Consider the following 14,429-nt stretch of genomic DNA (forward strand, 5'->3'; position numbering starts at 1 on the left):
GCAATATAATACGTCAAAGTAAAAATTAACAAATAAAAACAGAACACTATTTGCATTTGCTTTCTAAAAATACGTCAACAATATTTTCAATATAACACATTCGACGAAAGTGTCAGTAAGCGGTCTAACCCAATCCTATTGCAGCATCGATTCAAGGCGAATATTTGTCATTTGCTACGATTGATCCAATAATCCGGTGCGCGATGCAAAATTGCACGCACAGCTCTTGCACCTGGCATTCGTAGTAACGTTCACCGCCTTCAAATTCCACCTTGACTTCGAGTGAGAACTCGACATGCATCAGAATTCACCGATTACATCGCTGGCCGGAATACCTTTAACTTTGCCTTCGCGATAAGCTTGCAAGCGACGCTCGGCCTCTTCGATCCAGCTCGGGATCCAGCCTGAGGCTATGCAGAAGCTCATCGATCATTGCAAAACGCTCGGCTGGAGGTAATTTCACCGCTTCTGCAATTAATTCCTTTTTTATCCATGGCGCTGACTGCCTTCTAAATAGTTTTCTGTACGTTATGAATGATAACCGCAATTACTGCGCAACGGAGAACTTGCCGGCTGATTGTAATCAGCCTATCCAGCCGCGTTGTTCGATGGTATTCCGCGCGGCTTCATGGCGACTGATACGCCGCTTACCGGTGGTATTCGCCGGAACGTTCGGGCTGATAAGTGACTTCCTTGATCCGCACTCGCAACATGCCGCCGCCCGGCTTGGGCCATTCAATTTCGTCCCCCTGGGAAAGCCCGAGCAGCGCGCTGCCAACCGGTGCAAGAATCGAAATCTTTTCACCGGAAGCATCCACATTCCAGGGATATACGAGCGTAAGGCAAAACTCCTCGTGTGAAGAATCGACTTCAAATCTCACCGTGGAATTCATCGTGACTACCGTCGCGGGAACATCCTCCGGTTCTACGATTTCCGCCCGGGCCAGTTCGGCTTCAAGATCGTCCTTGCCGGGAAAGGACATGCTCGATAGCGATTCAATAAGCTGCTCAAGCCGCTCGGTGTCGAGTGACGAGATGATCACTCGCGGTTTTTTATATGGTTTTGTCATTTAACGCCTCTGTTGATGATTAAAGTATGGTCTAACTGGGATTAGGGAAACGCTGATTAATTGACGATACGAGCGAATCACTTCGTTACGCGGTACCCGCTCTCGCCTATCTTGTTGATAGGTCCCGGTTGCTACGTTCCGTACGACTCGTGCTTCATCTCGTCCGCCGAATTAATTAGCGTTTCCAGGAGCAACAGTCATTAATATAACGCAAATCCATCTCAGCCGGGCATGACGCATTTCCTCACGAAAAGGTGCTATGCTGCCATGCGATTAAAAACCCAAAAATCATTCTCTAAGGAAGCTCTGAAAAAGGTAGCGAGCGACGGCCAGGCAAGGCGGAATCAAGTGAAAAGCGTAATCTACAAGGGGTAAATAAGCATTTTGAACCTGATTTCAACGTAGAATGGTCGAGCACAGTAGTTTTTCAGAGTTTCCCTAAATACCAACGATCAGAACTTAGTGTACGTGAACGATATTGAAGAAATTACCCAGGCTTTGCGCAAATTCCGCGATGAGCGGGATTGGGCGCAATTTCATAATGCCAAGGACCTTGCGCTGGCGTTGAATATCGAAGCCGGCGAGCTGCTCGAAATTTTTCTGTGGAAATCTCCGGAGCAGGCGGATACCGGCAAGATCAAGGAGGAACTGGCTGATGTATTCACGTTTGCTTTACTGTTGGCGGAAAAATACGATTTGGATGTGAAGCAGATCGTGCTGGAGAAAATGCAAAAAAATGCGTTGAAGTATCCGGTCGAAAAAGCCAAAGGCAACCCAAAAAAATATACCGAGTTGTAACGGTATACATCTGGAAATGTTTTCGTCACTTTACTGCTAAGCGCCACAATGACGTCGACTCCGCCGCGCGAGCGGCGTGCAGCGCATCGCTGACGTCCGAAACACGCGGATGGTGCGGTTTGGTATCGATCTTGCTCAGTACCTTCAAACCGGCAGCTTCGATCATCTGCAGCAACTGCTCCCGGGTGCGTAATCCCAGATGCTCGGCCAAATCGGACAAAATCAGCCAGCCTTCGCCGTCGGGCAGCAGATGGGTACTCAGCCCATGCAGAAATCCGCGCAGCATGCGGCTTTCCGGATCGAAAATGGCATGCTCCAGCGGCGAACTGGGGCGCGCCGGAATCCACGGCGGATTGCATACGATCAATGCCGCTTGCCCTTCGGGAAAGAGATCGGCTTGCACCAATTCCACCTGATGGATCAAATTCAATCGGGTTAAGTTATCGCGTGCGCAAGCCAGCGCGCGCGGATCGTGATCGGTCGCAACAATATGCTGGATACCACGGAATGCCAATGCAGCAGCCAAAACACCGGTACCGGTGCCGATATCGAAAGCGATGGATTGTTCCGCCAGCAGCTTGGGCGGCGGTGCTTGCGCGGCCAGTTTTATATACTCGCTGCGGACCGGTGCAAACACGCCGTAATGCGGATGTATCGTAATATCCAATGCCGGAATTTCGATTCCGTTTTTGCGCCATTCATGCGCACCGATCAATCCCAGCAACCCACGCAGCGCAGCGACATAAGGTTCGGTACAAGCGCCGTATGCTTCCAAGCAAGCCGCGTACACATCCGGCGCGCGGCGCAATGGAATCGTGTGATCGGGATTGAACGGAATCAGCAATTTTTCCAGCGTGCGAGCGCGCTGCGATTGCGCCAAGCGGTGCCGGTGAAATACTTCCGCAGGCGATAGGTCTTCCGGCTTTTTTCTACGTTCCGGTTTTTTGTCGATGCGCCGCGCAATCGCTTGCAGCAACAATTTGGCGTTCTGAAAATCACCGCGCCACAGCAATGCGGTTCCTTCGCACGCCAAGCGGTAAGCCGTATCGGCAGGCATGCGATCGTCGGTGATCTGAACCCGCTGCGGCGGCGGCAAACCCTTTTCGTTTCGCCAGCGGGCGGATTTTTCTATGCCTGTCTCGTACCAATGAATGACGGGATTACCGCTCATTCTTTTGGCTGCTCAGCGCTAGGTGTGTTACCGTCCTGTTGTTCCGCCGACGCAGCGAGTTGCTTTGCGCCGGATGGCACAGTTTGGGCTGCCGCTTGCCTGGTGCGCTGCGTAAACTTGCCGATCAGCACAAAAAACAGCGGCACGAAAAAGATTGCCAGGAATGTCGCCGCCAGCATACCGCCGAATACACCGGTGCCGATCGAGTGGCGGCTGGCGGCACCGGCGCCGGATGCGACCACCAAGGGAAACACGCCGAGTATGAATGCCATCGAGGTCATGATGATCGGCCGGAAACGCAGCCGCGCCGCATCCAGCGCGGCATCGGTGAGCGTTTCACCGGCGGCGTGGCGCTGATTGGCGAATTCGACGATCAAGATGGCATTTTTAGCCGCCAGGCCAATCAAAGTCACCAGGCCGATCTGGAAATAAATGTCGTTGCTCAAACCGCGCGCCCATATCGCCAGCAGCGCGCCGAGTATGCCGAAAGGAATCGCCAGAATCACCGCCATCGGAATCGACCAGCTCTCATACAAGGCTGCCAGTACCAGAAACACCATCAGCATCGCAAATGCAAACGCTATCACCGATTGCCCACCCGCTTTGCGCTCCTGCAGCGAAATACCACTCCAATCGAGTGCGTAGCCGCGCGGTAGCAAAATTTCATCGGCGGTTTGCTCCAATGCCGCCAAGGCCTCTCCTGAGCTGTATCCTGGCGCTGCACCTCCCAACACTAGAGCGGAATTGGCGCCGTTGAAGTGCGTCACCGGATCGGGGCCGCTGTTGAATACTGTATTAACGACAGAATCCAGCGGAATCATGGTCGACGTCGCGCCACTCTGCGCGCGCACATAAATTTTGCTGATATCGTCGGGATTGGATCGGTATTCCGGTAACGCTTCGGTTTGCACCCGATAAACGCGGCCGAACTTGACGAAATCGTTGATATATAGATTGCCGAAATAGGCCTGCATGGTATCGAAAATTTCCGAAATCGGTACTCCCAGTGCTTTGGCGCGTTCGCGATCTACCGTGGCATACAACCTCGGTGCGCTGACCCGGAAATTGGTGCTGGCCATGGCAATCGCCGGATTCTCCATGGCCTTGGCGGTAAATTCCTGCGCAACCGCGGCAAACTCGGCGAAATCGCCGCCGCTGGGATCTTGTATCTGTGCTGAAAATCCACCGGTAGACCCTAGTCCGCTGATCGTAGGGGCATTGAATGCCAGAATCAGCGCTTCAGGAATTTTGGCAAACTCCTGAAAAGCCGCACCTATCAAGCCTTGCACTTTCTGTTCGGGATTCGGGCGCGTATCCCAGTGATCCAGTGGAACGAACATGGTGGCCTGATTGGCGCCGCGCGTATTGAATACAAAATTCTGACCCGCCAGCGCATCGGTGGAGTGCACGGCCGGGTTCGCTAGAAAATATTGTTCGATTTTTCTCAACACTTCCCGCGTGCGCGTCATCGAAGCACCGTCCGGCAGCTGCACCACGGTGATGAAATAACCTTGATCTTCTTCCGGCAGAAAGCTGCCCGGCAGAATTTTGAACAAGCCGATAATACCGGCAATTAGTACCGCAAAAAGTATCAGCGCAATCACCGAGCGCCGTATGATCGTTGCAACAGCGCCGGTATAGCGAGTCTGCATCCAGTCAAACGAGCGATTAAACAGCAGCCAGAATCCTTTCGGCGCTTGATGAGCGGGTTTCAGCACCAGCGCGCACAAAGCGGGGCTCAAGGTCAGCGCGACGAAACCGGATATCGCGACCGACAGCGCAATGGTGATGGCAAATTGCTTGTACAATTCGCCGGTAATGCCACCGAGGAAAGCCACTGGCAAAAACACCGCAGCCAGCACCAGCACGATTGCGATCACCGGTCCGGATACTTCTTCCATGGCGCGTTTTGCCGCATCCTTGGGAGATAAACCGCCCTGGGTCATGTGCCGCTCGACGTTCTCCACTACCACGATGGCATCGTCGACGACGATGCCAATCGCCAGCACCATGCCAAACAGTGTCAGCGTATTGATGGAAAATCCCAGCACTTCCATTCCGATCAGCGTGCCGATCAAGGAAACCGGAACAGCCACGGCGGGAATCAAGGTAGCGCGCCAGCTTTGCAAAAACAAAAAAACCACCAGAATCACCAGCAAGGTCGCTTCCACCAGCGTTTTCAACACCTCTTTAATGGAAACGTCGATGAACGTGGTCGTGTCGTATGGGATATCGTACGATACCCCGGCCGGGAAGCTCTTGCTCAAACGCTGCATTTCGGCGCGGATACCCCGCACGGTCTCGAGCGCATTGGCACCGGGTGACAGAAAAGTCAGCAAGAAGGTATTTGGCTTCCCATTCCAGCGTCCCTCCAGATCGTACGATTGTGCGCCCAGTTCGATGCGCGCTACGTCGCGCAGCCGCACCATTGAGCCATCCGGATAAGCACGCACGATCATGTTCTCGAATTCCTCGACTTCGCTCATGCGCCCATGCGTAATCACCGGAATGGTCATTTCCGTGCCCCCCGGCGTGGGCTCGCGCCCAATCCTTCCGGCCGGAAAATCGCGGTTTTGTTCACGCACCACCGCGGCGATTTCGCTCGGCGTCAGGTTCAGTTGCGCCATACGCACAGGATCGAGAATAAGCCGCATTGAATAGTTCTGGCCGCCGAAAATGACGGCATCGCCTACGCCGGGCAGGCGTTTGACATTATCGAGGATACGCAGCAGCGCGTAATTCGACAGAAAAACGTTGTCATGTTTGGGATCGGTCGAACTCAAGATGACCACGGCCAGCAAATCGGGTGAGGTTTTTTTCACCGTCACGCCTTGGCGTATCACCTCATCCGGCAGCTGTGGTTCTGCCAGGCGCTGGCGGTTCTGTGTCTGCACTTGCGCGATATCGATATCCGTGCCGATCTCGAAGGTTAAACGCAGCATCATGTGACCATCATTAGTGCTGACCGATTCGTAATACAACAGATTGTCGATACCGGGCAGCTGCACTTCGATCGGACGCGCCACCGCTTCGGCGACGACTTCCGCGCTGGCGCCGGGATAATCCGCATCGATCTGCACCATCGGCGGGGTAATTTGCGGGAATTGCGCAACCGGCAATTTCTGTAATGCAACCAAGCCAAGAACGACGATGATGATCGACAGTACCGATGCGAAAATAGGCCGGTCAATAAAAAAATGCGACTTCATGGCGCAACCTGCTGAACCGGTTCATCGGATGGCTGAGCGGCAGCGTTTTCCTGCTGCTGTTGCGCAACCGCATGTACTTTTACCCCCGGCAGGATGCGGAAGAATCCTTCCACCACCACGCGTTCTCCCGGTTGCAAACCGCTTTCGATCAGCCACTCCGTGCCGCGCCAGGCGCTGGCTTGCACCGGACGCAGTTGCGCGGTTTCCTGCGCGTCGATCACGTACACGAACGAACCGCTGGGACCTTGTTGCACCGCGCGTTGCGGAATCAGCACGGCATTATTGCGGATATAACCCTTGATGCGGACTCTGACAAACTGGCCGGGATAAAAGTAAGAATCCCCCGGCGCCATGCCGCCTTCCGGATTGGGAAATTTGAAACGCCCTTGCAACGATCCGCTTTGCGGTCGTATCGTGACATCGGCGAAATCCAGTATGCCTTCGTGCGGATACACGCTGCCGTCGGAGAACGTCATCACACCGCGCAATTTGAAGATGTCGGGGCGTTCCACTTTATTCGCGGCTAACTCGCGGCGGCGGCGCAGCAAATAGCTTTCCGGTACATTGACATTGACATACATCGGATCGAGCTGGTCGATGGTCGCCAGCAGCGATTCCTGCGCGGAAACCAGCCGGCCCTCGTAAAATTGGCTGCGGCCGATGCGGCCGTTGACCGGCGCGGTGATCAGTGTGTTATCGAGATCGAATTTGGCCTTGATCAGATCGTTCTGCGCCGCTTCCAGCGTCGCTTGGGCGGCCAGCATTCCGGCTTCGGCGTCATCGACGTCTTTCTTGCTGACCGCTTGCTTTTCCAGCAACGGTTTGACACGCGCCAGGTCCTGCTTAGCTTGAGTCAGGCGTGCTTGGGATTGCGCAACTTTCGCTTTGCTGCTGAGGTAAATGGCCTTGAAGGGCACCGGATCGATCAGGTACAGCTTGTCGCCTTTTTTGACGTTACGCCCTTCGGTGAAATGAATTTTTTTGATAATGCCGCTGACTTGCGGACGAATCTCGACCGGACGGAAAGCCTCGGTCTGTCCGATGAACTCCGGCTGATCGTCAACCGTTTGCGGCGTCACGGTGATGACTTCGACTTGCGGTGGCGGCGGTACCGGACTTTCCGGCGGTTGGCCTGAGCAGGCCGCGAGCAGTGCCAGCAACAAAACCGGTAAACGGTAAGCCGCATCGGCAATGATCCATTGAAATATTCTCTGCATAGCTTCGACTCTGGGTTATTCTGATTATTGAAAGGGGATGGTAGTCAGGAAAAATATCCTAAGGAAGCTCTGAAAAACAGCTGCGCTCGGCCATACTGCGTTGAAATCACGTTCAAAATGCTCATTTACACCTTGTAAACTGCGCTTTTTCACCTGATTTCGCCTTGTTTGGCCATCACTCACTACCTTTTTCAGAGCTTCCCTAATCATCGCTGCCGGAATTCCAAAGCATAAGTCAACCGGCGCGTACGTAAGTTCCAACTATGACCTCACGCCATCGACAGGCTGCGCAAGAGCGCCTGTCCCTGCACACCGGTGCTACAACTGCGTCCATCCGCCGCCCAACGCTTTGTAGAGCTGCACGATCGACACCAAATGCAGACGGTGTGTCGCCATCAGCGCGAATTCCGCGTCGAACAAGTTGCGTTTGGCGAGCAGCACGTCGACATAGCTGGTAATGCCGCCATGATAACGCAGATCCGCCACTTGCAAGGCGGAACGCAGCGCATCCACTTGTTCTTGTTGCGCCTTGCGCTGATCGTTAGCAGTCCGCACCGCCACCAGCGCATCCTCAACTTCCTGGAATGCCACCAGAATGGTCTGTTCGTATTGCGCCAACGCTTGCCGCGCTTGCGCTTCCGCTGCGCGCTGTTCAAATCCCAGGCTTTGCGCGTTCAGCAAAGGCACGGCCAAACCCAGTCCGCCGGCGCCGAATTCGCTGCCGGAAAGCAGCAGATTGGAGAGCGCCGGACTGGCCACGCCGAGAAAACCGGTAATCGAAATCTTAGGAAAGCGCGCCGCTTTGGCCACGCCGATTTTTGCCGTCGCTGCAGCCAGCATGTGCTCGGAACGCACAATATCGGGACGCCGTTGCAGCAATTCCGACGGCAATCCGGCAGGTACTTCCGGCGGCATCAGTTGCTCGATCAAGGTTTGGCCGCGCGCAACCAGCGCCGGATTTCTTCCTAGTAGCACGCTGAGTTCGTTTTCCTTTTGCCGCATTTGCCGTTCCAGCTCGGCAATACGGGCGGCGGCATTGGCGCGTTCAGCGTGGAATTGATCAAAGTCAAGGCGGGGAATAATGCCGCCTTGCAGCTGCGCCTGCGCAATGGCGACCGACTCCTCCCAGGAATTCAATGCGCGTTGCGCAATCTCACGCTGCATATCCAGTTGCAGCAGATCGAAATAAGACTGCGCCACTGCACTGACCAGCGTCAAAATCACGGCATGCCGGTTTTCCTCCTGCGCCAGCAAATCGGCGCGCGCCGCTTCGTTGGAACGGCGGATTCTACCCCAGATGTCCAACTCCCAATTCAGCGAGGTTTGCCCGTAATAATTGAACGGCGTGGCAAATCCGGGACGCAAGAAACCGCCCAGCGTGCCGAAAGCCGGTGCGTTGGCATCGGCCCCCATATTGGGAATAAATCCCATGCGTGCACTATTTAGGCGCGCTTCAAACTCCTCCACGGTAGCCACCGCTTGCTTGAGGTTCTTATTTTCCTGCAATGCCTGCCGGATCAGTTGCTGCAGCGTCTCATCCTGCAACAATTCCCACCAGCGCAAATTAGCAACCGATTCCCCCTCCATCGGCTCCATGCGGAATTTCTCGGCGACATCGACGGGCGGACGGATATAATCCGGCCCCACCGCGCAGGCCGTCAGCAGCAGAATAGGCAGGACTAGAATTTTACGTAACCAAGGATGATAGTGTTTCATATGCGTACGGGAAATCGGTCTGCACTTCCCAAAGAATCGAGAACGATCAGAATCACATAGATTTTGGGGTGATGTCAAACTTATTGGCCATGCTGAAGGCAGCAATGGCGTGCTACTCCACAGAGTCACCAATCGGAAATAAGTTTCTCTCCGGTACGATTTAAATCGGATTTGCCGGCGAGTAGTAAAGCTGGTGTCTTGCCACCGATGCTATTCGAAAATACGGGCAATTTCCACGGATTGCTTTTCGTAGATGAAAACCCTGTATTTTTTACTGGAGCAACGACTGCTCTACTAAGGATCATTTCTCTCATAAGTTTTTGGGAAGATCCTGAAATTTCAGCATGAAATGTTGCGCTTTGCTGGCATTTAGGACAAAAGCTATCTAGTCGCCCCTGCAAAATTCACACAGTCATGCCGACAAACGAACGTTTTGTGTAAAAGGTGTTGATCAGTTGCAGCAGCGCAAGTCGCAATAAAGAATTCTTGATGCCCAAACGGTGTATAGCTCTCATCAGCCAGCGCAGATTGTAGCCAGCCGCACATAACACAGCGTGCAGTGCATCACCCAACTGACCTGGTAACCAGCAGCGATCCATTCGGTGATCCGACTTCAGATGCCCGATTGCAGGTTCCACGGCCTGCCGGCGCTTGAGCCAGCGCCGCTGCGGTTTCGTCAGCGACTTGTACTTGCCGCGATGGATGATTTCCACTGCCGGATTGTCAGCATCCACTCCCCGGAACCCGAGATCGGCAATAACCTGCTTCGGTATTGATCCGGTATCTTCGAGTAGCCTGTGCGTTTGTTCGAGCTGTTGGTGGAGAATATGACCATCGTAGGGATTGCCAGGAAAGGTTCTGGCACCGACTATCAGGCCGCTTTTGTGCGTAACAGCAATGCCGGCTTTAACTCCGAACTCGTAAGGTTTGCGTGCTTTGCCCTTGCCGATGCATTCGGCTTCCGGTGCGTGCAATGCATAGAGTTTGTTGTTGTCCTTGGGTTGCTGCTTATGAATCCGTCCTGCCCGTTCCAATAGCGTGGTCAATTGCTGCAGCGATGCGGCACAGACCGTCGTCACGGTTGCCAGTTTGCGCTGGATCTCCCGCAGCACGATACCAAGGATCGTGCGTTGGCGTTTAACGGTTTTGTGCAGACGCCGCAATTGCCTGGCGTGGGCATAGCCGCCTGCCCTTCGGCGCAGCGCCTTGCCTTCTTTGGCGTAGGTTTGCTTCAAGGTGATGCCAGCCCGTCTGGCTGCTTGCACAATCTTGCCGCGAGCAATTTCCAGTAACCGGCTATCCACCGGATGCGCAATTGCCTTTTCCTGAATTGTCGTGTCAACAATCACTCGTTTGAATTCAGCCGGTTTGACCGCCTTGGTGTGCACCGCAGTGTCAATCGTTGCCTTCAGCAGCTTCTCAACACCAGCTTCACCAATGGCGGTGCGGAAACGGCCAATCTGGGTGGCATCACACGGCAACTTCGATGTGTAATATTCCTCGCCGCTGAAATACTGCCACACCACATTCTCCGACCAGCGAACCACCAGCTCTTCGTCACTGAGGTTGAACGCATGCTTCAGATACAGCAACGATGCCATCAACCGGATCGGCAAGCGGGGGCGACCCGCAGTGCTCACGCCCCCACTGGCAATCGCCAATGTTGTGCCAAAAAGATCGTTGATCTCCAACACTTCACCCTGACGGTTTTTACGCTCAAAAGCAGGGACAAGTGCTGCTTCAATATCAGCCCACGGCAGTCGATTCGACAGCACTGCCAGGGGATGACGCAGATCAATTATCTGATCGAGACGCGCTCGGAAAAAATCATCGGTCGGCATTTCAGTTCCTCTTGATTCTCTCAGTGTTTTGATGCGAATAGTATAAATTCTCAGGGATCAATGCCGTCTAAAATTTGATGATTCCTGCAGTTCATGCAGGCTCTAAGTGTTTTGCAGGGATGACTATCTAGTATTCCCTCAAACAGAAGGATAGCTCGAATTGCGTTCTCAATTTCCGTGTTTATTGTTGTTACAGGTTTGTACAATGGGAGTTGAAGCAACCAACTTTCGATAGGAAAATTTTCTTTTGTCATTATTCATTCATATCTATATCGGAATACGCCAAATACCAGTTTTCCCAATTTCCTCATACAACCAAGCCGGATCGATATCCGTACCATTCGGCCATGTCAGCACACTCAATTCAGTGCGATGCTGTACTGTCCATTCCAACACCATTGCCAGAGTTCGTTTCGGCAAACTTCCTTTTATAATTTCCAAAGTCCGGATCGATTAAAGCTTCATATTCCGCGTACAGTGCATGAAAATATGGTGGCGCATGTTCGCGCCAGAACATTTGAATCACGATTCCAAAAAAACTGACTGATCATCGGCATACTGTTCCTGTGCGGAAGAAAGTTTTTAGTTACCGGCTAATCGGCCTAAACCGTATCCGTTTCGGTTTGGCGCCTTCTTCACCCAAGCGTTTTTTCTTGTCGGCTTCGTATTCCTGGTAATTGCCGTTGAAGAAGGTCCATTGCGAGTCGCCTTCGGCGGCGAGGATGTGGGTGGCGATGCGGTCTAAGAACCAGCGGTCGTGCGAGATAACGAGTACGCAACCGGCAAATTCCAGCAGCGCATCTTCCAGCGCTCGCAGCGTTTCCACGTCGAGGTCGTTGGACGGCTCATCCAGCAACAGTACATTGCCACCGGCAATCAGCGTTTGCGCCAGATGCAAGCGGCCACGCTCGCCACCGGAGAGCTGGCCGACGACTTTTTGCTGGTCGCTGCCCTTGAAGTTGAATCGACCAAGATACGCGCGCGCCGGGGTGGTGTATTTGCCCACGGCGAGCAGATCGTTACCGCCGGAAATGGCATCGAACACGGTCTTGTCGTTTTCCAGTGTGTCGCGCGCCTGGTCGACATGGGCGATTTTGACGGTCGGGCCTATTTTGACATTACCGGTATCGGGCTGCTCCTTGCCGGTGATCAGCTTGAACAGCGTCGACTTACCGGCGCCGTTCGGACCGATGATACCGACGATCGCACCTGGCGGGATTTTGAAGCTGAGATTGTCGATCAGCAGCCGGTCGCCGTAGGATTTCGATACGCCGTCGAAATCGATGACGTCGTTACCGAGCCGGTCGCCGACCGGGATAAAAATTTCCTGCGTTTCGTTGCGTTTCTGGTATTCCTGCGAACTGAGTTCCTCAAAACGGGCCAGACGCGCTTTCGACTTGGCTTGGCGGCCTTTGGGATTTTGCCGCACCCATTCCAGTTCCTGCTTCATCGACTTCATGTGCGCGTCGATTTGTTTTTGCTCCTGCTCCAGACGCGCTTCTTTTTGCTCTAGCCAGTTCGAATAATTGCCCTTCCACGGGATGCCGTGACCGCGATCGAGCTCGAGAATCCACTCGGCGGCGTTGTCGAGGAAGTAGCGGTCATGCGTCACCGCGACGACAGTGCCGGGGAAGCGCACCAGGAATTGCTCCAGCCATTCGACCGATTCGGCGTCCAAATGGTTGGTCGGCTCGTCGAGCAGCAACATGTCCGGCTTTTCCAGCAGCAGCTTACACAATGCCACGCGGCGTTTTTCCCCGCCGGACAGGTTTTTAACCACGGCATCCCATGGTGGTAAACGCAACGCGTCGGCGGCGATTTCCATTTGATTGGCGGTGTCGCTGCCCGAAGTGGCGATGATCGCTTCCAGCCGCGCTTGCTCTTCCGCCAACGCATCGAAATCGGCGCCTTCTTCGGCATACGCCGCGTACACTTCCTCCAGCTTTTTCTGCGCCTGCATCACTTCGCCCATGCCTTCCTCGACTTCCTGGCGCACGGTGTGCTCGGGATTCAGTTGCGGCTCTTGCGGCAAGTAACCAATGCGGATATTCGGCAAACGCTGTACTTCGCCGTCAAAATCCTTGTCGGCACCGGCCATGATGCGCAGCACGGTGGATTTGCCGGAACCGTTCAAACCGAGCAGGCCGATCTTGGCGCCGGGAAAGAAGCTGAGCGATATGTCTTTGATAATCTGACGTTTCGGTGGAACCATTTTGCTCACGCGGAGCATCGACATTACATATTGAGCCATGAGTTTACTTTTTGTTTGATTGGAAAAAATGAATAGATGGAAAGTTTATCGTACGCCACCTGGCAATGAAAGCCGGGGGGCAGGAATTTGCTCAATTGCCGGTACGCGTGATCGACACGAACTTATTGTTTTCATCGAACACCAGTTCAAACGTGCCGTACACACCATGACTCTGCACCACCGAGCGCAGCACATTGGCTGGAAAATGCACGATGCGGCCATCGGTGGTTTCCGCAGCCACCGTATCGACAACACCTTGGTAATAAAACTCTAACCGGTGCGCCGGGATTTTCAGCACGACATGGACGCGTTGATGCATGCGATGACCTCAAAACGCCATTAAAACTTCTCGCCTTCTTCCAGATAACGCCATTGCCCTTCGAGCAGATTGCCCAATTTCACTTTGCCGATGCGCACGCGCTTCAGACCGGTCACTTTAAGATCGACCAATTCACACATGCGGCGGATTTGGCGTTTTTTACCTTCGCGCAGAATAAAGCGCAATTGATCGCGGTTTTGCCAGCTTACCTGCGCCGGTTTCAATGCCTGACCGTCGAGGCTCAGGCCATGGTTCAGCAACGCCAGTTTGGTGGGTGGTAAACCGCCTTCGACTCGCACCAGATATTCCTTTTCAATATTGGAATCCTCGCCGATCAATTGCTTGGCGATGCGGCCATCCTGCGTCAATACCAGCAAGCCTTGCGAATCGATGTCGAGGCGGCCGGCAGGTGCCAGATTTTTCAGGTGTGACGGTTGAAAACGCTTGCCCGGCTGCTTGGAAGAAAACAGGTTTTCCGGTTTGATCAGCACCACGGCGGGTTGATAGCCCGGCTCCGGCTGCCCGGACACGTAACCGACCGGTTTGTTGAGCAGGATCGTCACCAAGCCGGTCTGTTGTATTTGCGCGGCTTTATTCAGCGTGATTTTCTGCGTCGGAAAAATTTTGGTGCCGAGCTCGGAAATCCGCTCGCCGTCGACGAACACCCAGCCGAGCTCGATAAACCGGTCCGCTTCGCGGCGCGAGCAGATGCCTTGTTCCGACATCAGTTTGGATAAGCGGATTTTTTCCATGAAGCGCTATAATATTGGAAAGAAAAGGGATGAGAAGGAGGCATTACCGGCATTATAAAGGTAATCGCCCGATCGTTTAAAATTA

At 53.8% G+C, this 14,429-nt stretch carries 11 protein-coding genes and 2 pseudogenes; 1 reads left to right on the forward strand and 12 read right to left on the reverse strand.

Annotation, left to right across the window (positions count from 1 at the left end; translation table 11 throughout):
• Nucleotides 1-151 precede the first annotated feature (151 nt).
• From HRU78_15165 to rnk, 3 genes and pseudogenes are all read right to left on the reverse strand, one after another.
• Nucleotides 152-301 (reverse strand): hypothetical protein, encoded by a 150-nt coding sequence (locus HRU78_15165; GenBank protein QOJ24815.1) that lies wholly within the window; start codon nt 299-301, stop codon nt 152-154.
• Nucleotides 301-433: pseudogene (locus tag HRU78_15170) on the reverse strand (addiction module protein). Before HRU78_15170 ends, HRU78_15165 begins: the two are co-directional and overlap by 1 nt.
• Before the next feature lie 214 nt (nt 434-647).
• Entirely contained in the window at nt 648-1,070 is a 423-nt protein-coding gene (gene rnk, locus HRU78_15175) for a nucleoside diphosphate kinase regulator (GenBank protein QOJ24816.1), read from the reverse strand.
• A gap of 468 nt (nt 1,071-1,538) precedes the next feature.
• Here rnk and HRU78_15180 point away from each other — a divergent pair, with 468 nt between their 5' ends.
• Nucleotides 1,539-1,868 carry a nucleotide pyrophosphohydrolase gene (locus tag HRU78_15180; GenBank protein ID QOJ24817.1) on the forward strand — a complete coding sequence of 110 codons (330 nt, stop codon included), beginning with the start codon at nt 1,539-1,541 and terminating at the stop codon, nt 1,866-1,868.
• A 25-nt stretch (nt 1,869-1,893) separates the two neighbouring features.
• Here HRU78_15180 and HRU78_15185 read toward each other — a convergent pair whose 3' ends face one another.
• From HRU78_15185 to HRU78_15225, 9 genes and pseudogenes are all read right to left on the reverse strand, one after another.
• On the reverse strand, nt 1,894-3,039 hold the full coding sequence (locus HRU78_15185; protein ID QOJ24818.1) for a class I SAM-dependent methyltransferase: 1,146 nt from the start codon (nt 3,037-3,039) through the stop codon (nt 1,894-1,896).
• Nucleotides 3,036-6,248 (reverse strand): multidrug efflux RND transporter permease subunit, encoded by a 3,213-nt coding sequence (locus HRU78_15190; protein QOJ24819.1) that lies wholly within the window; start codon nt 6,246-6,248, stop codon nt 3,036-3,038. Before HRU78_15190 ends, HRU78_15185 begins: the two co-directional genes overlap by 4 nt.
• Nucleotides 6,245-7,465 (reverse strand): efflux RND transporter periplasmic adaptor subunit, encoded by a 1,221-nt coding sequence (locus HRU78_15195; protein QOJ24820.1) that lies wholly within the window; start codon nt 7,463-7,465, stop codon nt 6,245-6,247. The genes HRU78_15190 and HRU78_15195 overlap by 4 nt, the downstream gene beginning before the upstream one ends.
• 318 nt (nt 7,466-7,783) lie before the next feature.
• A complete protein-coding gene (locus tag HRU78_15200) occupies nt 7,784-9,181 on the reverse strand; it encodes an efflux transporter outer membrane subunit (GenBank protein QOJ24821.1) in 1,398 nt (465 codons plus the stop codon).
• Between the two features lie 404 nt (nt 9,182-9,585).
• Nucleotides 9,586-11,022: an IS5 family transposase gene (locus tag HRU78_15205; protein QOJ24822.1), complete on the reverse strand. Its 1,437-nt coding sequence runs from the start codon at nt 11,020-11,022 to the stop codon at nt 9,586-9,588.
• A gap of 267 nt (nt 11,023-11,289) precedes the next feature.
• Nucleotides 11,290-11,539 (reverse strand): annotated as a pseudogene (locus tag HRU78_15210) (DUF4160 domain-containing protein).
• Nucleotides 11,540-11,608: 69 nt separating this feature from the next.
• Nucleotides 11,609-13,273 carry an energy-dependent translational throttle protein EttA gene (gene ettA, locus HRU78_15215; protein QOJ24823.1) on the reverse strand — a complete coding sequence of 555 codons (1,665 nt, stop codon included), beginning with the start codon at nt 13,271-13,273 and terminating at the stop codon, nt 11,609-11,611.
• A gap of 91 nt (nt 13,274-13,364) precedes the next feature.
• Complete coding sequence (locus tag HRU78_15220) at nt 13,365-13,592, reverse strand: DUF2835 domain-containing protein (GenBank protein QOJ24824.1); 228 nt, start codon at nt 13,590-13,592, stop codon at nt 13,365-13,367.
• A gap of 20 nt (nt 13,593-13,612) precedes the next feature.
• Nucleotides 13,613-14,344, reverse strand: a complete 732-nt coding sequence (locus HRU78_15225) for a pseudouridine synthase (GenBank protein QOJ24825.1) — start codon at nt 14,342-14,344, stop codon at nt 13,613-13,615.
• Nucleotides 14,345-14,429 lie beyond the last annotated feature (85 nt).

It is taken from the genome of Gammaproteobacteria bacterium, assembly GCA_015709635.1.
In the GTDB taxonomy this organism is placed as follows: Bacteria; Pseudomonadota; Gammaproteobacteria; order Burkholderiales; family Nitrosomonadaceae; genus Nitrosomonas.

Bases quoted from the DNA above. Each gene is read 5' to 3' on its own strand.
- HRU78_15205 (QOJ24822.1), bottom strand. From the start codon at position 11,022: ATGCCGACCGATGATTTTTTCCGAGCGCGTCTCGATCAGATAATTGAT.
- HRU78_15200 (QOJ24821.1), bottom strand. From the start codon at position 9,181: ATGAAACACTATCATCCTTGGTTACGTAAAATTCTAGTCCTGCCTATT.
- HRU78_15225 (QOJ24825.1), bottom strand. From the start codon at position 14,344: ATGGAAAAAATCCGCTTATCCAAACTGATGTCGGAACAAGGCATCTGC.
- HRU78_15195 (QOJ24820.1), bottom strand. From the start codon at position 7,465: ATGCAGAGAATATTTCAATGGATCATTGCCGATGCGGCTTACCGTTTA.
- rnk (QOJ24816.1), bottom strand. From the start codon at position 1,070: ATGACAAAACCATATAAAAAACCGCGAGTGATCATCTCGTCACTCGAC.
- HRU78_15165 (QOJ24815.1), bottom strand. From the start codon at position 301: ATGCATGTCGAGTTCTCACTCGAAGTCAAGGTGGAATTTGAAGGCGGT.
- HRU78_15185 (QOJ24818.1), bottom strand. From the start codon at position 3,039: ATGAGCGGTAATCCCGTCATTCATTGGTACGAGACAGGCATAGAAAAA.
- HRU78_15220 (QOJ24824.1), bottom strand. From the start codon at position 13,592: ATGCATCAACGCGTCCATGTCGTGCTGAAAATCCCGGCGCACCGGTTA.
- HRU78_15190 (QOJ24819.1), bottom strand. From the start codon at position 6,248: ATGAAGTCGCATTTTTTTATTGACCGGCCTATTTTCGCATCGGTACTG.
- ettA (QOJ24823.1), bottom strand. From the start codon at position 13,273: ATGGCTCAATATGTAATGTCGATGCTCCGCGTGAGCAAAATGGTTCCA.